We start from the raw sequence: 19,650 nt of genomic DNA, 5'->3' as shown, positions 1-19,650 counted from the left end.
ATCGCGACCAATTCCTATTCACGTCATGGCATCAGCGCCGGATGGATATTGTGTCGACCTCCCCCACTTCGTTCAGTCAGCTCTACGGTAGCCACCACTCCTGGCTGATCGGCCTGTTGCGCCGACGTCTGAGCAACCGCTGGGATGCCGCCGACCTGGCGCAGGACACCTTTATCCGCGTGCTGAAGCGCCCGCCCGACCAGGCCGACCCGGTGCGCGAGCGTTCATACCTGGCGACCATCGCCCGCGGCCTGTGCATTGACCACTGGCGCCGTCGCCAACTGGAGCAGGCCTGGCTGCAAAGCCTCGCCGATCGCCCACAAGCGGTGCAGCCATCGCTGGAGCAGCGGGCGATCATCGTCGAAACCCTGTACGAGGTCGACGCCATGCTCGCGCGGCTGCCGCACAAAGTTCGCGAGACGTTTCTGCTGGCGCAACTGCATGGCATGACCTACAAGCAGATCGCCATGCAACTGGGGGTCTGTGAGCGCATGGTGAAAAAATACATGGCCCAGGCGCTGTTGCACTGCGCGGTGCTCGAAGCCGAACTCGACGGATTGCTGGTGGAATGAACCCCAGCGCAAAACTCAGCCATGCCAGCCTGCAACAGGCAGCCCAATGGTATGTGCGCCTACAGGACCCGCAAGGCGGCAACCAGGCGCAGCAACATTGGCAAACATGGCTCGGGCAGAGCCCCGAGCATCAGGCCGCCTGGCGGTACGTCGAACGCGTCAGCCAACGCTTTGCTCCCCTGAGCGATGAACCCGTCAGCGCCGGACGGGCCCTGCGCAGCACGCGCAGGCAAACCCTCAAGACGCTGATGGTATTGGGTGCCGGTTCAGCCCTGGCCTGGGGCACCTGGCGCAGCACCGTCCTGCCCCGTGTGGTGGGCGGCTGGAGTGCCGACTACGCCACGGCCAGCGGTGAAATCCGCGATGCATTGCTCGACGACGGCACGCATATCTGGCTAAACGCCCTGAGCGCCATGGACGTGCGCTTCGACGCGCACCAGCGCCTGCTGCACCTGCGCTTTGGCGAAGTGCTGATCGATACCGCCAAGGACCTCAGCCGACCGTTCCTGGTCGATACCGAACACGGACGGATGCGTGCCCTCGGCACCCGCTTCAGTGTGCTGCAGGGTGATGGCAGCACCACACTCAACGTATTTGATGGACGGGTCGAAGTGCGCACCGCCCAAAGCCAGCAAGTACGCATTGTGGAGGCGGGACAACAAGCCGTGTTCAATCGCGATGCCATCCACAACACCGCGCAAGCCTCCGCCAGCCGTGAAGCCTGGAGCCGCGGAGTGCTGCTGGCCGACAACCTGCCCCTGGGCCAATTGATTGGCGAACTGAACCGCTACCGCCCAGGCCATTTGGGTTGTGACCCGGCGGTGGCCCACTTACCCGTAATGGGCTCATTCCCGCTCAAGGACAGCGAGCATGCGTTGCGGCTGCTGGAAGCGGCGCTACCCATCAAGGTAGACCGAGTCATGCCGTGGTGGATCAACGTTGGCCCGAAAAATACTGCCCTGTAAATTTTTTCATCCCGCCAGTTCCCCTTTTCAACGTTCGTTCGGTTAACCCAGCAGACGCTTTCATCTTTGCCGAATCCGTAGGGAACCTTCCATGCCGCAACCTGCTGCTTTCACTGTGCGCCCCCTGGCGCTGGCCATCACCGCTACCCTGCTCTGCATGAGCCCGCTCACTGTGCAGGCGGTCGAAACGCCCGCGGCCCAGGAAACCACCCGCAGCTACAGCATTGGCGCAGGATCGCTGGTCAGTGTGCTGAACCGTTTTGCCGAGCAGTCGGGCATTTTCATCGCCGGCCACAACAGCCTGGCAGCAGGCAAGACCAGCCCGGGCCTGAGCGGCAGCTACACCCCGGCCGCCGGCTTGCAGCGCCTGTTGCAAGGCAGCGGCTTGCAGGCCCAGCCCCAGGGCAACAATGGCTATGTGCTGGAGCTGGCCCCGCTCAATACCGGCGAACTGGAACTGGGTGCCACTACCATTTCCGGCGTGGCCCTGGGCGCCACTACCGAAGACAGCCACTCCTACACCACCGGCTCGATGGCCTCGGCCACGGGGCTGCCACTGTCGATCCGCGAGACGCCACAGTCGGTTACCGTGATCACCCGCCAGCAAATGGATGACCAGGGCTCCAACAGCATCGCCGACACCCTGCGTCGTGCCCCCGGCGTCAGTGTGCAGAACTACGACAGCGAGCGCTGGGAGTTCTCCAGCCGTGGCCTGCCGATCACCAATTTCCAGTACGACGGCGTCAACTCCACCTATGACGGCGTGTATGACTACGGCACCACCAGCACCGACATGGCGGTGTACGACCACCTGGAAATCATCAAGGGCTCGTCGGGCCTGATGAGCGGTTCCGGCGACCCCTCGGCCACGGTCAACCTGATCCGCAAAAAGCCCACCAAGGAATTCAAAGCCTCGGTTACCGGCACCGTGGGCTCCTGGGACAACTACCGCACCGAAGGTGATATCTCCGGGCCACTGACCGAATCAGGCAATGTGCGCGGGCGCTTTGTCGGCGTGTACCAGGACCGCTCGTCCTACCTCGATCACTACCAGCACACCAAGGACATTGCCTACGGCATCCTCGAAGCCGACCTCACCCCCGACACCCTGCTGACCTTCGGTATCGACCAGCAGGATACCCGCTCCCGTGGCGCCAGCTGGACCGGGTTCCCGATGTACTTCAGCAACGGCAATCGCACGAACTTCTCGCGCTCGTTCAACCCGGCCGCCGACTGGAGCCGCCGCGACTTCCAGAACCAGACGATCTTCGCCTCGGTCCAGCAAAAGCTGGCCAACGACTGGTCGCTGAAAGTCAGCCTGGACCGCAAGCGCAGCCAGCACGACACCCTGCTCGCCTCCGCCAGCGGCGGCAACCCGGACCAGGCAACCGGCGAAGGCATGTACATGTTCATGGGCAAGTACAAGGGCGACCAGGTACAGAACACCCTCGACGTCAACCTCAACGGCCCGTTCAGCCTGTTTGGCCGCGAGCATGAGTTGATCATGGGCTTTATGGCGACCCGCTCGAAACAGGACGTGCCGGTCTACGGTTCGATCTACCCACCAGTGGGTGGCAGCATCTATGACTGGCGTGGCGAGTACCCCAAGCCGGATATCCCACGCAGCGGCCAGAACGATATTGTGCAACGCCAGACCGGCGCCTACCTGGCGACCCGCCTGAAACCTACCGATGACCTGTCGGTGATCCTCGGCACCCGCGTGAGCAATTTCAGCAATAACGACACCACTGATTTCTACGATCCGACCGCCACCGACGCGCGCACCAGTTACAAACAGACCGGCGTGGTGACGCCCTATGCCGGAGTGGTCTACGACCTCAACGATATCTGGTCGGTGTACAGCAGCTACACCAAGATCTACCGGCCGCAGAACACCAAGGACGCCGACCGCAAGTTGCTTGACGCGATTGAAGGCGACACTTACGAAGCCGGGCTCAAGGCCGCCTTTTTCGACGGCCGCCTGAATGCCAGCTTTGCCGCCTTCCGTATTGAACAGGACAATGTCGCGCAATACGTCTCGGGCTTTGAAAGCGACTCGATCTACCGCCCGATTGCCGGTGCCACGACCAAGGGCTTTGAAGTGGAACTGGCCGGCGAAGTACTCGACGGCTGGAATGTCTCGGCCGGCTATACCTACCAGCACACCCGCGATGCCAATGACGACTATGTCTACAGTTCAGTCCTGCAAACCACCACGCCACAGCAGGTGGTGCGCCTGTTCAACTCCTACCGCCTGCCCGGTGCGCTGGACAAGGTGACGATCGGTGCCGGGGTCAACTGGCAGAGCGAGTTCTTCGGCAATGTGTTCCAGCCCAACCCGAATGACACGGTCAACTTCGGCCAATACTCACGCATCACCCAGGACAGCTACTACCTGGTGGACCTGATGGCGCGCTATCGCTTCAACGAACACTTGAGCACCACGTTGAACGTGAAGAACGCCTTCGACAAAAAGTACTACACGGGCCTGGGCAACTTCGGCACCGGCTTCTACGGCGAGCCGCGCAGCCTGCAACTAGCCACACGCTGGGACTTCTGACTCCAGGGGCGTACTTGGATACACCACATAAGGTCGACGGCGTATTTATGTGCAATCATCGGGGCCCTACAAGGTCCCCGGAGATTGCATCATGTCGCTGCCCGACCTGGCCGCCCCCCGCTTCTGGCGTGATGCCAGCTTGCCGTTTATCGAGGCGCGCACCATCGATGATGGGCGCAAGGTCTGCTACACCCGGCATGCCCACGACCACTTTTCGATTGGCGCGATCACTGCCGGGCAAAGCCTGTATATCCACGGTGCAGACACGTTCCACATCCACACCGGCACCGTGGTGCTGATGAACCCCGGCGATGTGCACGCCTGCAACCCCATCAACGACCAGCCCTGGTCGTATCACATGCTCTACATCGAAACGGCATGGCTGACCGACCTGCAACACCAACTGGGGTTTGCCCACGAGCTGGACTTTCGCCGCTTCACCACCACCCATACCGATGACCCGTTGCTGTTTGCCGGGCTGCTCGAACTGTATTGCGTGCTGACCGACGAACACGCCGAGCACCTGCACAAACACAGCGCCGTGGTGAGTTTTTTCAGTGAGGTGCAATTGCGCCTGAACCCTGCGGCCACAGTCGAACGGGAGGTCAATCACAAGCTGGAGCGCGCCGCCGAGTACATCCGCGCGCATTGCACCGAGGCACTGAAACTGGAAGATATCTGCCAGGCCGCGCAATTGTCGCCGTCGTACCTGATCCGTGCGTTCAAGCAGTATTACCGGATGACACCCCATGCATTCCTGGTCAACCAGCGGATCCAGTTCGCCCGCAACCAACTGCGCAGCGGCCAGTTGATTGCCGATGTGGCACTGGCCGCAGGTTTTGCCGACCAGGCGCATTTCCAGCGCACCTTCAAGCAACACCTGGCAGCCACGCCGGGGCAATATCGCGGCTGAATCAGGCCAGCAACAGGTACGCCACGCTGATCACCAGCAGCAGCGCCATCGCCCGGTTGAACAGGCGCATGCCCCGGGCATTGCTCAGGTAACGACGAAAGAACGTACCCACATACGACCAGCACGCCACCGACAGGTAGCAAATCACCAGGTACACCGCTGCCAGTTGCCAGACGCGTACGGCGTCGCCGTCAGCCGCAAACAGCCCCATACCGGCCACACACGCCAGCCAGGCCTTGGGGTTGAGCCATTGCATGATCGCGCCATAGAGCATGGATGGCGCAACAGCCGCGTCTTGCGCATCCAACCGGCCGTCATCCATCGTCAGTTTGTAGGCCATGTACAACAGGAATACGACCCCGCCCCACTGGATGCCCTGGGTCAATATCGGCCAGCGCACCAGCACCTCATGCAGCCCCAGGCCGATCAGCACCAGCAGCAAGGTAAACCCCAGCGCCGCGCCAGCCACGTGTTTCTGGCTAGCGGCAAAGCCGAAACGCGCCCCGGAACCAAGGGCAACCACATTGACCGGGCCGGGTGTGATGGAGGTCGCCAGGGCGAAGGCGGCCATGGACATGATCAAACTCATTGCACTTCCCTTTTTGTAATGACAGGTGGACGAGGCCTGTACGCTACGTTCCTGCAGGCAGTGCGTATTGAAGAAAATGCCCCTTGCCGCGCCGGCACCTACAAAACCGTCATGGCTGCCTTGAGCAACCGCAGTTCCAGGTATTGCAGGAGCATGATGGTCTTGCCATCGACAATCTCACCGCGCGTGACCATGGAGATGGCCTCGTCGAAGCCCAGTTCCAGTACCTGGATATCTTCACCTTCATCCTCCAGGCCACCGCCCTCGCCCACGCGGTCGCCGGGCTGATACTCACCGATAAAGAAATGAATGCGCTCGGTCACCGAGCCCGGGCTCATGAATGCCGAGTAGACTTTTTCGACAGGGCCGATGCGGTAGCCGGTCTCTTCCTCGGCTTCCAGGCGGATACGCTCCTCGGGGCTGGCGTTGTCCAGCAGCCCGGCAGCGGTTTCGATCAGGTAGCCGTCATGGCCATTGACGAAGGTCGGCATGCGGAACTGGCGAATCAGCAAGACCGTGCGCTGCAAGGTGTTGTACAACAGGATGGTCGCACCGTTGCCGCGGTCATACACCTCACGGGTCTGGGCTTGCCAGCTACCGTCCCGGCGGCGCAGGTCGAAGCTGTATTTTTTCAGCAGGTACCAGTTGTCCGAGAGCAGCTCTTCAGAGGTGATGCGTACAGGGCTGTTGTCCATGGAAGATCCTTTTGATCGCAAGGGGCGCAGCATGTCGGTGACGTCCTGCCAGCGTCAAGCTGTCCATGGGCCAGCATTGCTGCACGTTATCCAGCTACAATTGCGCCCTTTCTGCACCTGATGACCGCACAAGCGTGTGTCTGACGGGGTTACTCGACAGTGCATCTTGCGGGGTCAAGGACATGATGCTGCACATACCGACGCTATTGATGGTCGCGGTATTCGTTTTTTGCCTGATGGGACTGCTCACCGTCCACACCTGGCGCCGTGTGCGTGAGCCAACCCTGGGCTATCTGGGGGTGATGCTGTTGCTCGCCTCCCTGGGCACCGCGTTGATTGTGGTACGCGGTATAGGCATGGATTTTGTCGCACTGATCCTCGGCAACGTGGTGCTGCTGTTGAGCGCCGCGATGAACTGGACCGCCATGCGCGTATTTGTCCAGGGCAAGCCGTACTTGCCGGGCATTCTCGCAGGCCCGGCCCTGTGGCTGTTGATGTGCCTGATCCCGCAGTTTTATGGCTCGATGTCCAGCCGCGTGTCCCTGTACTCGCTCCTGGCAGCGGGTTATGGGGTGTTGTCGGCGCTGGAGCTGTGGCGCCATCGCCAGCACCTGGAAGTGGCCTATCTGCCGGCCATGGGCCTGATGGTATTTCATACGACATTTTACTGTGTGCGCGCAGTGATCGATCCCGGCATGCCGATCAAGAATGAAAACGCACTGATGGGCGAAAGCGTGCCGTTTTTCTCGTTCATGCTGTTCGAGTCCATGCTGTATGCCATTGGTATCGCCTACGTCACCCTGGCGATGGTCAAGGAGCGGGCCGAACTCAAGTTCAAGGCCGCGGCCTTCAGCGATGTATTGACGGGCATCGGCAATCGCCGGGCGTTCATGCTCCATGGCGAACAATTGTTGGCCGACAGCAAGCAGCGCGGGCAAACCACCGCGCTGCTGTTGTGTGACCTTGATTACTTCAAGCGCCTCAACGACAGCTTCGGCCATCCCATGGGCGACCAGGCCCTGATTGCCTTCAGCCAACTGACGGCGACGCTGTTGCGCAAGCACGATCTGTTTGCACGCATCGGCGGCGAAGAGTTTGCCTGCCTGCTGCAGGGCACCGATGAGCAAGGCGCCATCCAGGTCGCCGAGCGCATTCGCCAAGGGTTTGCCAGCCTCGATTTGCTGGCGCCGGGGTTCTTGAGCGTGAGCATTGGCATCGTCACGACCACACCGACCTGCCACGACCTGTCACGCCTGCTGTCCCAGGCTGACCAGGCGCTGTATCGCGCCAAGGACCAGGGACGCAACCGCGTGCAGACGGCGATTTGCGCAGCGCTGTAACACTTTGCAAGCAATCACCGATCACGGCGGTCTTAATATTCCCTTCATGGGCAAGGCATCTGCTAAAAAACCTGCTTCGCTCCTGCCCTGGAACCTCCATGTCCAAACGTTTTTTCACACGCCTGCGCCTGCATTGGTTTGCGTTACTGTGCATGGCCGTACTGGTCCTGGGTCTGCCCGTGGGCTGCGGTGTCCTGCAACACAAGGAGCGCGAACTGGTGTTTCGCATCGAGCCCGGTACCGCCAGTTGGTATCGCGGCCTGCCCAAGGATGTGCAGGAGTTCGAACTCAAGCCCGCCAGTTTCAAGTCCGGGCAGAGCCTCCATGGCTGGTGGTGGCCCGCGGCGAAAAAAGATGCACCGGCGATTCTTTACCTGCACGGCGTACGCTGGAACCTCACCGGCCAGCTGTTTCGCATCGAACAACTGCATGCCCAGGGCTACTCGGTACTGGCTATCGACTATCGCGGCTTCGGCCAGAGCCGGGGCGACTTGCCGTCCGAAACCAGTGTCTATGAAGACGCGCGCGTTGCCTGGGAGCACTTCCAGATCCTGCAACCGGTCCCGGCCAAACGCCTGATCTACGGGCACTCCCTGGGCGGCGCAGTAGCCATCGACCTCGCAGCAGAATTGGGCCAGCGGGCGGCGGCCAAACAGTTGCCACCCCCCGTGCGTGGGCTGGTAATCGAGTCCACCTTCACCTCCCTGGCCGATGTTGCCACGGCAATGGCCAACACCTCATTGCCGGTGCGTTGGGTGTTGTCGCAGAAGTTTGACTCCATCGACAAGATCGCCGACATCCACATGCCGTTGCTGGTGGTGCACGGCCTCGACGACCGTTATGTGCCACCGCGTTTCAGCCAGCAATTGTTTGACGCCGCCCAAGAGCCCAAGCACTTGCTGTTGGTGCCTGGGGCCAGCCACAACAACAGCCTGAGCCTGGGCGGTCGCAACTATCGCCAGGCACTGGAGGGATTGCTGTAGAACGCCGGATCCGGCACCGACTTCAACGCCGCGTGTCAAGCGCACGCCGCACGCCAAAAGGCTTGCAGACGATCTTGATCAAATATTGACCGCGGGTTGAATCGCCATACCTGCCGGGCTCACGCAAGGTTATCCACAGAGATACCCACGGTTTTCGTGGACAACTCTTTTTGCATTTAAACGATTTTTTTACATTGAAGGTTCATCGGTTGGCGCCGACCTTTTCCTCGGCAATCGCCTCGGGCAGCTTATCCGTGGCAATCGGCAATTCAATGCCCCAATCGCCATGCAGGTACCAATCCTCACCGATCATTTCGGCCGGGTGCATGGTGCGGTCGGCACCGTTGCCGCAGGCCAGTGCAGTGGTCGCACAGTAACGGTCACAGCCCCAGCAGATACGCTCGGGGTGTTTGGGGTTGAGCGGGAACGGCTTGGCCATGAGCAGGCTCCACAGCGGTGGGCAGTGATTTGATCCTACGGCCGCTATCCGCCCACAGCCTTGACCAACGTCAAGATTGGTTATGTCTATATCCCTGGAAACTTGACAGGAATCATTATTATTTACAGCGAAGCTTTCTAGACTCGGGTTCTCATTTCCCCTGTCAGGAAGCACCCATGCGTATCCCCTTCATGCTGTCACTGGCCCTGCTGTTATCGACTGGAGCCGCCGTCGCCAAGGAATATCCCATCGGCGAGCCACAAATGTGTCCCGGCCTGGAAGTGGGTGCGGTCTATCTGCAACCGATCGAGATGGCGCCGCCCGGCATGATGCGCGCCACCGCCGATTCGGATGTGCATCTGGAGGCGGATATCCGTGCTACAGCCGACAACCAGCAGGGCTTTCAGGAAGGCAGTTTCGTGCCCTACCTCAACGTATCGTTCCGCTTGCAAAAGCAAGGCGGTGCCAGCCCGATCATCGGTGAGTTCCATGCCATGGTGGCCAACGACGGCCCGCACTACGGCGACAACGTCAAGCTGCTGGGCCCCGGCAAATACCAACTGACTTTTACCGTGATGCCACCCAGCGGCCACGGCTCACTGGGCCGGCATACCGACAAGGAAACCGGAGTCGCACCCTGGTTCGAACGCTGTGAAGTGCACTACGAATTCGTCTATGCAGGGATTGGCAAGAAAGGCGGCTACTGAATGCACCGCCCCCTAGCCCTCTGTGCCCTGCTGGTGTGTGGCGCGGCCCTGGCAGCGCCCTTGCCCACCTATGAACTGACCCTGCAGGACGGCCACTTCAACCCGGCGCAACTCAAAGTACCGGCCGGCCAGCGCTTCAAAATCGTGCTGAAAAATATCGGCCAGGGCCCGGCCGAATTCGAGAGCACGCCACTGCGCGTGGAAAAAGTGTTGTCGCCTGGGGTGACCACCTTTGTCGTGATCCACCCGCTCAAGCCGGGTGCCTATCCGTTTTTCGACGAATTCAACTCACAGTTGCCCGAGGGCAGCATCCTCGCCGAATAACGGCCCGGGAGCATTTGATGAATCAATCGATGTTTATCGTCTGGCGCGAAAGCGTCGAGGCGTTGCTGGTGATCGGCATCCTCCAGGCCTGGATCAGCCAACAATCCGAGGGCTCGCGCCTGGGTCGTTTTCTATGGGCCGGCGTGGTTCTGGGCCTGCTGTGCTCTGCCGCGTTGGCCGGTTTGATGCTGTGGGCCGGCGAGGCCATGAGCGGCCCCGCCGGGGAATGGTTCCAGGCCGGCATGACCCTGGTGGCAAGCCTGCTGATGGTGCAGATGGTGTTCTGGATGCACCGCCACGGGCCGGGCCTGCGCCAAACCCTGCTGCGCGACGCCGACCAGCGTGCTGCACGTCAGGGCGGATTGGGGCTGCTGTTGCTGGCGCTGTTGGCGGTCAGCCGCGAAGGCAGCGAGACCGTGGTCTTTCTGTACGGCGCCGGTGCCCATCTGCACGGCCCGGCGCTGGGCCTGTTCGCCATTGGCGGCGCGCTGGGCCTGGTGTTGGCCGGGCTGACCGTGATGCTGCTGCGCAGCACGCGACGGCTGATTTCCTGGTCACGTTTTTTCGCCCTCAGCGAGGTGCTGCTACTGCTGTTGGCCGCCGCCTTGCTGGTCGCCGCCATGGAACGCATCGGCGGGCAACTGTTGGCCATGGACATGCCCGACTGGGTCTACACCCTGGTGGGCGAAGCCTGGTGGGACAGCAGCGCCCTGCTCAGTGACAGCCACGGCCTGGGCGCAGTGCTCGCGGGCTTCGCCGGGTACCGCGCGACGCCCAGCACGGTGACCCTGCTGGTACTGGCCGGCTATTGGCTGCTGGTGGGCCGAGGGCTGTATCGCGTCCAGCGAGCGTCGTTGTGAACAGCCCCTGGCTGCAACGCCTGGGGGATGGCATGCGCCGCCATGCGCGGCTGATTCGTGGCGTGCAATGGGCCGTGGTGTTGTTCTACGCAGGATTACTGGTAGTGCCCGCCTGGCTGCCGCTGCCCGACAGCCAGGCGCGCCTGCTGGACAACCTGACGCTGCTGGCACAGTTCCTGTTCTGGGGCCTGTGGTGGCCGTTCGTGGTGCTGTCGATCGTGTTATTCGGCCGCGTGTGGTGCGGCGTGCTCTGCCCCGAAGGCTCCTTGAGCGAATGGGCCAGCCGGCATGGTCGCGGGCTGGGTATTCCGAACTGGATCCGCTGGAGCGGCTGGCCCACCGTGGGCTTCTGCCTGACCACCCTCTACGGCCAGTTGATCAGTGTGTACGACTACGCCCAGGCCGCCCTGCTGATCCTCGGCGGCTCGACCGTCGCCGCAGTGCTGGTAGGGCTGCTGTTTGTGCGCGGCAAACGGGTCTGGTGCCGTTACCTGTGCCCGGTCAGCGGCGTCTTCGCCCTGCTCGCACGCCTGGCGCCGGTGCATTTCCAAGTCAACGAACAACGCTGGAAAGCCAACGATGGCCCGCGCCTGCCGTTGCCCAACTGCGCGCCACTGCTGGACATTCGCCGCCTGCAAGGCGCCAGCGATTGCCACGCCTGCGGACGCTGCAGTGGGCAACGCGGCGCGGTGCAATTGATTGCCCGTTCATGCAATAGCGAAATCCTCCAGGCCCCGCGCAAGCCCGCCTTGGTGTGGGATGCACGCTTGTTGCTGTTTGGTGTGATCGGCCTGGCGATGGGCGCCTTCCAGTGGACCGTCAGCCCGTGGTTTATCACGTTCAAACAGTACCTCGCGCAGTGGCTGGTGGAACACGATTGGCTGTGGCCGTTGCAGGACAGCGCGCCCTGGTGGCTGTTGACCCACTATCCGCAGGCCAACGACAGCTTCAGTTGGCTGGATGGTTTTTGCATCGTTGCGTATCTGGGCGCCAGCAGCCTGCTGCTCGGCGGAACCTTGATGGGGCTGGTGCGCCTGGCAGCCAGGTTGAGCGGTGAGCGTGCACGCTATTGGGCCCTGGCCTTGACCTTTACGCCCCTTGGCGGTGCAGGACTGTTCCTGGGGTTGTCGGCAACCACGGTGAAGTTGTTGCGCTATGAGGGATTGTTGCTGGAATGGGTACAACCGGCGCGCGGCATATTGCTGGTCGGGGCTGTTGGCTGGTGTTTGTGGCTGGCGTGGAAACAGCTGGCCGACACACCACTGGCCCAACGTTGCGCTGCCTGGACTTGCCTGCTGCTGGGTAATGGATGGGTGGGATATGGCTGGTGGCTACAATTCTGGGGCTGGAACCTGTAGGAGCCGGCAAGCCGGCGCCTACAGGTATTGAGGTTAGACGCGGAACCTGGCAACCGTCAGGTGCAACTCCCCAGCCATCTGCGCCAGTTCATGCCCCGCCGTATCGGTATGCCGGGCCCCCAGCAACACCTGCTCCGACAGATTGCGAATCCCCACCAGGTTGCGATCCACCTCCCGCGCCACCAATGCCTGCTCTTCGGTGGCGCTGGCAATCATCAGGTTGCGCTCGTTGATCTGCGAGATCGACTGGGTAATCGCTTCCAGTGCCTCGCCCGAACGCTGCGCCACGCTCAAGGTGGTACGCACCAGGTCGCTGCTGTCCTGCATCGCAGTCACAGCCTGCTCGGTGTCCAGGCGGATATTGCCAATCATCTGCTCGATCTCCTGGGTCGAGGCCTGAGTACGATGGGCCAGGGCCCGCACTTCATCAGCCACCACCGCAAACCCACGGCCGGCATCCCCGGCCCGGGCCGCTTCGATGGCAGCGTTGAGCGCCAGCAGGTTGGTCTGGTCGGCGATGCTGCGGATCACTTCCAGCACGCCGCTGATGTCCTGCACGCGCCCGGCCAGTTGTTGGATCCGTACCGAAGTGCCACTGACGCCGTCTGCCAGGGTGTTGATCGAGGCGACTGTTTCCTGCACCTGATCACGCCCCAATTGGGCCGTCTGTGCAGACAAACGTGAAGCTTCACTGGTGCTCACCGCATTACGCGCCACCTCATCCACGGCCGCCGTCATCTCGTTGACGGCCGTGGCGGCCTGCTCGATTTCCATGCCTTGCAACTGCAGGCTGCTGCTGGTCTGGCTACTGACGGCACTCAACTCCTCGGAAGAACTGGCCACCCGGTCCACCGACGTGGCGATCTGGCGTACCATTTCGTTAAGGTTGTGCTGCATTTGCTGCATGTTCTGCATCACGCTGCCGTCGGCGCTGCCCGCAGTTGGCACCACGGTGGTCAGGTCGCCCTGGGCAATCTGGCTCAACACCCGCGCGGCCTCATCGGGCTCACCGCCCAGGGGCCGGGTGACGCTGCGGGTGACAATGACCGCAGCCGTTACCACCAGGGCCACGCACAGCAGGAACAACCCGAGCATATTGCGCCGCGCTTCGCGATACAGGGTTTGCGCCGCGTGCTCGCGCTCGGCAAAAATCTGCCCCTGCAAGGCCATCATCGCCTCCAGGCTCTTGAACACCGCCTGCTCGGCCGGTTGCACGTTCTGCTTGAGCTGTGCCACGCCTTGCGCATGGGCGCCCTGGCGGATCAGCGCCTGCACCTGGGTGAAGGCGCTGACATAGGCTTCGCGGTGCTTCTTCAGGTCGGCAAAGGCCGCCTGGCCGGTGGCCGTATCGAACAATGGCTCCAACTGAGTAAAGGCGTCGGTGATGCGTTGGCGGGTGGTGCTGATGGCCTGCTGGGTCGCCTGGTTGTCCTGGTCGATCAGCAAGTCACGGGTGTTGCGGCCGTTGTCGCGCACACCTGTGGCAATCACCATGATCGGGGCAATTTTCGGCCAGTCCTGCTGCACGATCAGCTCCGACTGTTCCTTGAGGGTGCCCAGGTCGTGCAAGGCGTAGAACGCCATGCCGGCCAGGGCCAAAGGTGCGATAGCAAAGCCGATCGCGATACGGCGGGCAGTGGTTAATCGAGTCATGTCATAAGCTCCCTGATGAATACCTGCCCACAAGGGGCAGCATCTTTGATAATCCGGTGGGAGTTCAATCGCCACGCTTGAAAGGGCTCCGCGAAGGGATCAACCCCGTAAAACAAATGCCGGGAACAGTGCCCGCATTTTCTCCCATAGTTCAGGCAGCAAGGCCTGTGCCGAAACACTCGGCAGTTGCTCATCGAGCATGCGTGCCGTGCGTACCAACTGCACGGCGAAGCGCTTGACACCTCGTTCGTGCAAACGCTGGGCCAGCAGCAACAGGCGTTGCGGGTCGATCAGGTGCCAATGCACGGTGGTGCGGCACTCGTAGTCCACGCCGCTGTGCAGCAGCAGGTCGAGGCTGCGCCAATTGGCGGTGCCGCTGCCCTTGACCTGGGTGATCAATTGGCAATCTTCGGCCAGGGCCTTGACGTCGAAACCAACCCAGTCGGCATGCTCCAGGGCATGGGCGAACGCTGCAGGCTTGATACCGGCGCTGTGCAGGCCGATGCGAAAACCCATCTGGCGCACTTCATCCATAGCGCCAGACAAGCCTTCCTGCAAAGTGGGTTCGCCACCGCTGAACACCACGGCGTCCAGCAGGTCCTGGCGCCGTTGCAGAAACAGCAAAACCCGGCGCCAATCCACCTCATCGCTGCCGCGTGGGGGAATCAGGTCCGGGTTATGGCAGTACCGACAACGCCAGGCACAGCCCTGGCAAAACAGCACGCAGGCGAGCATGCCGGGGTAGTCGAGGGTGGTCAGGGGCACCAGGCCCCCGACCCGTAGCGCTCGACTCATTGGCGCCCGGCCGCAGCGGCACTTTCGGTAAAGTGCGCGCGCTCACGGTGCTCCGATTGCTTACCGGGATTGAACGCCGAAACCGGTCGGTGGTAACCCATGACACGGGTCCAGACTTCACAGCGTTGGCGTTGTGGCTGGGAGGTTTGCATGGTGAATCTCCTTGGGGTTTGAAAACGGTTGGCTCCTGGGTAGGAGCGAACTTGTTCGCGAAGAACCAGAGGGTGCCGCGCTAAATCTGGATGCCCGCGATATCGTTGATGTTTTTCGCGAGCAAGCTCGCTCCTACAGGGTGGCGTTAAGGGCCAGGATCTCGTCGCACTTGGGACAGAATTCATGTTCGCCCGCCAGGTAGCCGTGCACCGGGCAGATGGAGAACGTCGGTGTCACCGTCAGGTACGGCAGGCGGAAGCGTCCCAGGGCCTTGCGCACCAATTGCTTGCAGGCCTGGGCCGAGGAAATCTGCTCGGCCATATACAAATGCAGCACCGTGCCGCCGGTGTATTTGCATTGCAGTTCGTCCTGCAGTTCCAGGGCTTCGAATGGGTCTTCGGTGAAGCCCACCGGCAGTTGCGAGGAGTTGGTGTAATACGGCGCGTCAAGGCTGCCGGCCTGGAGGATCGTGGGGAAACGCTTGAGGTCTTCCTTGGCGAACCGGTAGGTGGTGCCTTCAGCCGGCGTGGCTTCCAGGTTGTACAAATGCCCGGTTTCTTCCTGGAACCGCAGCAACGTAGCGCGCACATGATCCAGCACCTGCAACGCAAACTCGCGCCCACGGGCGGTATGGGTACCCTCCTCGTCGGCGGTGAAATTGCGCAGCATCTCGTGCATGCCGTTCAGGCCGATGGTGGAGAAATGATTGCGCAAGGTGCCCAGGTAGCGCTTGGTGTAGGGGTACAAACCGGCATCCATATGGTGCTGGATGACTTTGCGCTTGACCTCCAGGCTTTCCATCGCCAGCTCCATCAGGTGGTCCAGGCGTTGCAGCAGGCCACTGGTATCGCCCTTGAACAGATACCCCAGGCGCGCGCAGTTGATGGTCACCACGCCCAATGAGCCGGTCTGCTCTGCCGAACCGAACAACCCGCCGCCACGCTTGAGCAATTCGCGCACGTCCAACTGCAAGCGGCAGCACATCGAGCGCACCTGGTTGGGCTGCATATCGGAGTTGAGGAAGTTCTGGAAGTACGGCAGGCCGTAGCGCGCGGTCATCTCGAACAGGCGGTCGGCGTTTTCGCTGTCCCATGGGAAATCATGGGTGATGTTGTAAGTGGGGATCGGGAAGGTAAACACCCGCCCCTTGGCGTCACCCGCCTGCATCACTTCGATATAGGCACGGTTGATCAGCTCCATTTCCGCCTGCAGGTCGCCGTAGGCAAACGGCATCTCTTCGCCGCCGATGATCGGGATCTGCTCGCGCAGGTCTTCGGGGCAAACCCAGTCGAACGTCAGGTTGGTAAACGGCGTCTGGGTGCCCCAGCGCGATGGCACGTTGAGGTTGTAGATGAACTCCTGCACCGCCTGGCGAATCTCGGGAAACGACAGTTGGTCCTTGCGCACAAAGGGCGCCAGGTAGGTGTCGAACGAACTGAAAGCCTGGGCACCGGCCCACTCGTTCTGCAGGGTGCCGAGGAAATTGACCATCTGCCCCAGGGCACTGCCCAGGTGCTTGGGCGGCCCGGCTTCGACGCGGCCGGGCACGCCATTGAGCCCTTCGTGCAGCAACGTGCGCAGGGACCAGCCGGCGCAATAGCCCGCGAGCATGTCCAGGTCATGGATATGCAAATCCGCCTCGCGGTGGGCCTGGCCGATCTCCTGGCTGTAGACCTCGTCCAGCCAGTAATTGGCGGTGACCTTGCCCGACACGTTGAGTACCAGCCCGCCCAGGGAATAACCCTGGTTGGCATTGGCCTGCACGCGCCAGTCTTCACGGTCGAGGTACTCGTTCATCGAGGTGGCGACTTCCACCAAGGTCTTGCGATCACGGCGCAGGCGCCCGTGTTGCTCGCGGTAGACGATATAGGCACGCATCGCCAAAAAGTACCCGGCGTCCATCAGCACCCGCTCGACACTGTCCTGGATCTGCTCCACATCCAACCGGGTGATCCCGCGCAACCTGGCGAGCACCGCCCCTAACAACAGATCGACCTCGGCGTCCTGATACTCGCCGGTGGCGTTACCCGCGGCGATCATCGCCTGGCGGATTTTCTCGGCGTCAAAGGCTACGAGAGTGCCATCGCGCTTGTGTAGACGGGTACTGACCAGCGGGCTTGAGGTGATCTGCATGGGGGCTCCAAAACACTACATATAGATTTAATAGTTCGTATAGACACAAGATGCAGTGATGGTACGCAGTGAAAGGTAGGTTGCAATTGACCAGGGTCAAGTTTGCGCAGAGGTATCGTCACAGGCCAGTTCACGTTCAATCTGTTCGATGCTGGGTAAGCTGGTTTGAAGTTCTGTCGGGATGGCTTGGGCGGCGTACCAGCGGCGGGTTTCGGGGCCGGGCAGTTTATCCAGCAGGACCAAATTATGACCCCACGGCAATTGTGCAGCAGCCTGTTGCACAAACTGAACCTCAGGCTAAGCCTCAGCAAATGCGCGCATGTACTTGAGGTTACGCGGCGAAAAACCTTTCATATCAGGAAAAGCTGAACGCAAATCCCGCGCCAGACGCTCAATGACTTTTGCTCCCCACCCCTGTTGCGCCTGTCGGGTCAAGATGTCCTGGCCAATCTGCCAGTACAGCAGCACAAGCTCACGGTTTACCGCCAGAGATGCACGTTGCTGGGCAGAGTGGATGCGGTTTTTCAGCTCCTTCAACCAGTCGCCATATCCCTCAGGGGGTGTAGTGAAGCCGTCAGCGGATCGATTCATTCCGGGTTCCTTGTCGATATTGCGCGTTGTAGAAACGAGCAATGGTAACGACGGAAAAAAGCCACGCGGGCCAGCGGAATGCCCTTGATACAAAACAACGGGAACTACTGTTCGACAGGGCTCCGGCACTTCCTCACCCCCCACTCATGTTCATAAACCGCACCACCTGCACCTCGCCCTCCCCGGTAAAGTCATGGCGTAACGGTTTACCCCGCAACGCCTTGTGCAGCGCCTCCACCAACGGCCGGTCATCCAACGGATAGCGGCGCACCAACGCACGGAAATCCACCGCGTTGTCCTGCCCCAGGCACAGCAGCAACTGCCCCTCCACCGTCATCCGTACCCGGTTGCAACTGGCACAGAAGTTATGGGAATTGGGCGAGATAAAGCCGATGCGCGTCTGCGGATGCCGGGCCAGGCGTACGTAACGTGCCGGGCCGCCGCTGTTTTCGGTGCTGTCGAGTAAAGCGTGGTGCTCGGCAATCAATGCACGCACCTGCTCGCTGGAACAGAAGGTTTCACCACGCGAGCGCCCCACATCCCCCAGGGGCATCTCTTCGATAAAGCTGATATCGATGCCCTGGTCGATGGCGTACTGCACCAGCGCCGGGACTTCATCGAAGTTGCGCCCCTTCATCACCACGCAGTTGAGCTTGACCCGCTCGAACCCGGCATCCCGTGCCGCCTCGATACCGCCCAGCACCTGGCGCAGGTCGCCGTTGCGGGTAATCGCGCGAAAGCGTTCGGGGTCGAGGCTGTCCAGGCTGATGTTCATGCGCTTGACCCCGGCCTCTACCAGAGGCCGCGCCAACCGGCCCAGTTGCGAACCATTGCTGGTCATCACCAGCTCGCGCAGACCGGGCAATGCGGCGATATGGCGGCACAGCTCGACAATGCCCGGGCGGATCAGCGGCTCACCGCCCGTCAGGCGAATCTTGCGCACGCCCTGGCTGACGAACACCGTCGCCAGCCGTTGCAGCTCCTCCAAGGTCAATACTTGCTGGCGCGGCAGGAAGGTCATGTTTTTTGCCATGCAATACACACAGCGAAAATCACAACGATCAGTCACCGACAGCCGCAGGTAGTCAATGGAACGGCCCACTCCATCCACCAGGCTCATATCACTGCACCAACGGCGAGTCGGCGCCCTGCAACGCGATACCGCGCACATCGGCCGCGCCGACCAGGGTTTGCAGGTATTGCACCAGTGCCTTCTGCCACACCCCTTGCTGCAACTGAGTGCGAATCGCCGTGGCTACCACCTCGTACGGCAACGGCTGGCCTTCGATACGTTGATCGACGCAGATCACATGCCAGCCGTAGCGGCTTTCCAGAGGTTTACTGGCCAGGCCTGGCGCCAGGGTAAACAACTGGCGCTCCAGCTCCGGCACGGTCTGGCCCTTGCTGACTTGCCCGAGCGAGCCGCCCTGGGCCTTGGACGGGCACGCCGAGTACTTCAGCGCCAGTTCAGCGAAGGCGCCGGGCGCCTCCTCCAGGCTCAGTAACAGCACTTCGGCCTGGGACAGTGCCTGATGGCGTGCCTCGGCATCGTCCGGCGCACACTCCAGCAAAATGTGCCGTACCGCCAGCAACGGCGCGCTGTGAAAGCGCCCTCGATTGCTTTCGAAGTAGCGTACACAGGTGGCTTCGTCACACTCCGGCACCTTGACTTCACGCTCCAGCAACAGGCGAGTCGCCGCCTCTTCTTCGTTCTCGCCGGCGCCGATTTCCAACTGCACACCCAATTCGCGAATCCGCTGCTGTAACAGCTCGCGGATCACCAAGGCACGGGCGGCGAGGAACACCGCCTCCTCGCGGCTTTCTGCCGGGTGATATTGCAGTTCCTGAGCCATCGTCTCGGGAGCAATCTGCACCCCGTTGACGCTGACCATCGGCCATTCCTGCTCGCTGCTGGCGATCAATTGCGGCTCGGCTGCCACCACCACCTCCGGCTCTTTCGCCGAAGAACTGCAACCGCCACCGCCAGCACCGCCACCACATCCGCATCCTGTAGTCATGA

At 61.6% G+C, this 19,650-nt stretch carries 19 protein-coding genes and 1 pseudogene; 10 read left to right on the top strand and 10 right to left on the bottom strand.

What is annotated here, in order from left to right; translation table 11 throughout:
- Positions 1–41: 41 nt before the first annotated feature.
- The 4 genes from FJD34_RS01035 to FJD34_RS01020 all read left to right on the top strand — a co-directional run bounded on the left by FJD34_RS01035 (position 42) and on the right by FJD34_RS01020 (position 5,010).
- Positions 42–572 carry a sigma-70 family RNA polymerase sigma factor gene (locus FJD34_RS01035; RefSeq protein WP_090291188.1) on the top strand — a complete coding sequence of 177 codons (531 nt, stop codon included), beginning with the start codon at positions 42–44 and terminating at the stop codon, positions 570–572.
- Positions 569–1,537: a FecR domain-containing protein gene (locus FJD34_RS01030; RefSeq protein ID WP_090291189.1), complete on the top strand. Its 969-nt coding sequence runs from the start codon at positions 569–571 to the stop codon at positions 1,535–1,537. The genes FJD34_RS01035 and FJD34_RS01030 overlap by 4 nt, the downstream gene beginning before the upstream one ends.
- 91 nt (positions 1,538–1,628) lie before the next feature.
- Positions 1,629–4,097: a TonB-dependent siderophore receptor gene (locus FJD34_RS01025; protein WP_090291190.1), complete on the top strand. Its 2,469-nt coding sequence runs from the start codon at positions 1,629–1,631 to the stop codon at positions 4,095–4,097.
- 91 nt (positions 4,098–4,188) lie between these two features.
- Complete coding sequence (locus FJD34_RS01020; protein ID WP_090291191.1) at positions 4,189–5,010, top strand: AraC family transcriptional regulator; 822 nt, start codon at positions 4,189–4,191, stop codon at positions 5,008–5,010.
- 1 nt (position 5,011) lies between these two features.
- Here the strand turns inward: FJD34_RS01020 and FJD34_RS01015 are convergent, their stop codons facing one another.
- Both FJD34_RS01015 and FJD34_RS01010 read right to left on the bottom strand, forming a co-directional pair.
- Complete coding sequence (locus tag FJD34_RS01015; protein WP_032861230.1) at positions 5,012–5,599, bottom strand: LysE family translocator; 588 nt, start codon at positions 5,597–5,599, stop codon at positions 5,012–5,014.
- 98 nt (positions 5,600–5,697) lie between these two features.
- The gene (locus tag FJD34_RS01010; RefSeq protein WP_032861232.1) at positions 5,698–6,294 is read right to left on the bottom strand and encodes an NUDIX domain-containing protein; all 597 of its coding nucleotides are present in this window, start codon (positions 6,292–6,294) and stop codon (positions 5,698–5,700) included.
- 182 nt (positions 6,295–6,476) lie between these two features.
- On the opposite strand from FJD34_RS01010, the gene FJD34_RS01005 reads away from it, so the two are divergent.
- Both FJD34_RS01005 and FJD34_RS01000 read left to right on the top strand, forming a co-directional pair.
- Complete coding sequence (locus tag FJD34_RS01005; protein WP_090291192.1) at positions 6,477–7,634, top strand: GGDEF domain-containing protein; 1,158 nt, start codon at positions 6,477–6,479, stop codon at positions 7,632–7,634.
- Positions 7,635–7,732: 98 nt separating this feature from the next.
- Entirely contained in the window at positions 7,733–8,617 is an 885-nt protein-coding gene (locus tag FJD34_RS01000) for an alpha/beta hydrolase (RefSeq protein WP_090291193.1), read from the top strand.
- Positions 8,618–8,819: 202 nt separating this feature from the next.
- On the opposite strand, the gene FJD34_RS00995 is transcribed toward FJD34_RS01000, so the two are convergent.
- Positions 8,820–9,056: a DUF3079 domain-containing protein gene (locus FJD34_RS00995; RefSeq protein WP_090291194.1), complete on the bottom strand. Its 237-nt coding sequence runs from the start codon at positions 9,054–9,056 to the stop codon at positions 8,820–8,822.
- 176 nt (positions 9,057–9,232) lie between these two features.
- On the opposite strand from FJD34_RS00995, the gene FJD34_RS00990 reads away from it, so the two are divergent.
- Genes FJD34_RS00990 through FJD34_RS00975 form a run of 4 tightly spaced genes read left to right on the top strand, consistent with a single transcriptional unit; the run spans position 9,233 to position 12,305 of the window.
- Positions 9,233–9,763 carry an iron transporter gene (locus FJD34_RS00990; protein ID WP_032861235.1) on the top strand — a complete coding sequence of 177 codons (531 nt, stop codon included), beginning with the start codon at positions 9,233–9,235 and terminating at the stop codon, positions 9,761–9,763.
- Positions 9,764–10,087 carry a cupredoxin domain-containing protein gene (locus FJD34_RS00985; RefSeq protein ID WP_032861236.1) on the top strand — a complete coding sequence of 108 codons (324 nt, stop codon included), beginning with the start codon at positions 9,764–9,766 and terminating at the stop codon, positions 10,085–10,087.
- Between the two features lie 17 nt (positions 10,088–10,104).
- Positions 10,105–10,947, top strand: coding sequence for an FTR1 family iron permease (locus FJD34_RS00980; RefSeq protein WP_065943080.1), 843 nt, complete (start codon positions 10,105–10,107; stop codon positions 10,945–10,947).
- Between the two features lie 32 nt (positions 10,948–10,979).
- Positions 10,980–12,305, top strand: a complete 1,326-nt coding sequence (locus FJD34_RS00975) for a 4Fe-4S binding protein (RefSeq protein WP_090293152.1) — start codon at positions 10,980–10,982, stop codon at positions 12,303–12,305.
- Between the two features lie 33 nt (positions 12,306–12,338).
- On the opposite strand, the gene FJD34_RS00970 is transcribed toward FJD34_RS00975, so the two are convergent.
- The 7 genes and pseudogenes from FJD34_RS00970 to FJD34_RS00940 form a co-directional block, all read right to left on the bottom strand.
- On the bottom strand, positions 12,339–13,958 hold the full coding sequence (locus tag FJD34_RS00970) for a methyl-accepting chemotaxis protein (protein WP_065943081.1): 1,620 nt from the start codon (positions 13,956–13,958) through the stop codon (positions 12,339–12,341).
- 99 nt (positions 13,959–14,057) lie between these two features.
- Positions 14,058–14,753 (bottom strand): anaerobic ribonucleoside-triphosphate reductase activating protein, encoded by a 696-nt coding sequence (locus FJD34_RS00965; protein ID WP_065943082.1) that lies wholly within the window; start codon positions 14,751–14,753, stop codon positions 14,058–14,060.
- Positions 14,750–14,905: an anaerobic ribonucleoside-triphosphate reductase gene (gene nrdD / locus FJD34_RS00960; protein WP_038441552.1), complete on the bottom strand. Its 156-nt coding sequence runs from the start codon at positions 14,903–14,905 to the stop codon at positions 14,750–14,752. The genes FJD34_RS00965 and nrdD overlap by 4 nt, the downstream gene beginning before the upstream one ends.
- A 133-nt stretch (positions 14,906–15,038) precedes the next feature.
- Positions 15,039–17,039, bottom strand: coding sequence for a ribonucleoside triphosphate reductase (locus tag FJD34_RS00955; protein ID WP_032861247.1), 2,001 nt, complete (start codon positions 17,037–17,039; stop codon positions 15,039–15,041).
- Between the two features lie 180 nt (positions 17,040–17,219).
- Positions 17,220–17,630, bottom strand: a pseudogene (locus tag FJD34_RS00950) (DUF1016 N-terminal domain-containing protein); the annotation flags it as partial.
- 133 nt (positions 17,631–17,763) lie between these two features.
- On the bottom strand, positions 17,764–18,750 hold the full coding sequence (gene moaA, locus FJD34_RS00945; RefSeq protein WP_065943084.1) for a GTP 3',8-cyclase MoaA: 987 nt from the start codon (positions 18,748–18,750) through the stop codon (positions 17,764–17,766).
- Position 18,751: 1 nt separating this feature from the next.
- Positions 18,752–19,648, bottom strand: coding sequence for a peptidylprolyl isomerase (locus FJD34_RS00940; RefSeq protein ID WP_090291195.1), 897 nt, complete (start codon positions 19,646–19,648; stop codon positions 18,752–18,754).
- Between the last annotated feature and the right edge of the window lie 2 nt (positions 19,649–19,650).

Source organism: Pseudomonas brenneri (assembly GCF_007858285.1).
Classification (GTDB): Bacteria; Pseudomonadota; Gammaproteobacteria; order Pseudomonadales; family Pseudomonadaceae; genus Aquipseudomonas; species Aquipseudomonas brenneri.
This window is presented reverse-complemented; position numbering and strand designations above follow the sequence as displayed.

Bases quoted from the DNA above. Each gene is read 5' to 3' on its own strand.
- FJD34_RS00990 (WP_032861235.1), top strand. From the start codon at position 9,233: ATGCGTATCCCCTTCATGCTGTCACTGGCCCTGCTGTTATCGACTGGA.
- FJD34_RS01035 (WP_090291188.1), top strand. From the start codon at position 42: ATGGATATTGTGTCGACCTCCCCCACTTCGTTCAGTCAGCTCTACGGT.
- FJD34_RS00995 (WP_090291194.1), bottom strand. From the start codon at position 9,056: ATGGCCAAGCCGTTCCCGCTCAACCCCAAACACCCCGAGCGTATCTGC.
- FJD34_RS00955 (WP_032861247.1), bottom strand. From the start codon at position 17,039: ATGCAGATCACCTCAAGCCCGCTGGTCAGTACCCGTCTACACAAGCGC.
- FJD34_RS01010 (WP_032861232.1), bottom strand. From the start codon at position 6,294: ATGGACAACAGCCCTGTACGCATCACCTCTGAAGAGCTGCTCTCGGAC.
- FJD34_RS00975 (WP_090293152.1), top strand. From the start codon at position 10,980: ATGCGCCGCCATGCGCGGCTGATTCGTGGCGTGCAATGGGCCGTGGTG.
- FJD34_RS00940 (WP_090291195.1), bottom strand. From the start codon at position 19,648: ATGACTACAGGATGCGGATGTGGTGGCGGTGCTGGCGGTGGCGGTTGC.
- moaA (WP_065943084.1), bottom strand. From the start codon at position 18,750: ATGAGCCTGGTGGATGGAGTGGGCCGTTCCATTGACTACCTGCGGCTG.
- nrdD (WP_038441552.1), bottom strand. From the start codon at position 14,905: ATGCAAACCTCCCAGCCACAACGCCAACGCTGTGAAGTCTGGACCCGT.
- FJD34_RS01025 (WP_090291190.1), top strand. From the start codon at position 1,629: ATGCCGCAACCTGCTGCTTTCACTGTGCGCCCCCTGGCGCTGGCCATC.
- FJD34_RS01015 (WP_032861230.1), bottom strand. From the start codon at position 5,599: ATGAGTTTGATCATGTCCATGGCCGCCTTCGCCCTGGCGACCTCCATC.
- FJD34_RS01000 (WP_090291193.1), top strand. From the start codon at position 7,733: ATGTCCAAACGTTTTTTCACACGCCTGCGCCTGCATTGGTTTGCGTTA.
- FJD34_RS01005 (WP_090291192.1), top strand. From the start codon at position 6,477: ATGATGCTGCACATACCGACGCTATTGATGGTCGCGGTATTCGTTTTT.
- FJD34_RS01030 (WP_090291189.1), top strand. From the start codon at position 569: ATGAACCCCAGCGCAAAACTCAGCCATGCCAGCCTGCAACAGGCAGCC.
- FJD34_RS00965 (WP_065943082.1), bottom strand. From the start codon at position 14,753: ATGAGTCGAGCGCTACGGGTCGGGGGCCTGGTGCCCCTGACCACCCTC.
- FJD34_RS00985 (WP_032861236.1), top strand. From the start codon at position 9,764: ATGCACCGCCCCCTAGCCCTCTGTGCCCTGCTGGTGTGTGGCGCGGCC.
- FJD34_RS00970 (WP_065943081.1), bottom strand. From the start codon at position 13,958: ATGACTCGATTAACCACTGCCCGCCGTATCGCGATCGGCTTTGCTATC.
- FJD34_RS00980 (WP_065943080.1), top strand. From the start codon at position 10,105: ATGAATCAATCGATGTTTATCGTCTGGCGCGAAAGCGTCGAGGCGTTG.
- FJD34_RS01020 (WP_090291191.1), top strand. From the start codon at position 4,189: ATGTCGCTGCCCGACCTGGCCGCCCCCCGCTTCTGGCGTGATGCCAGC.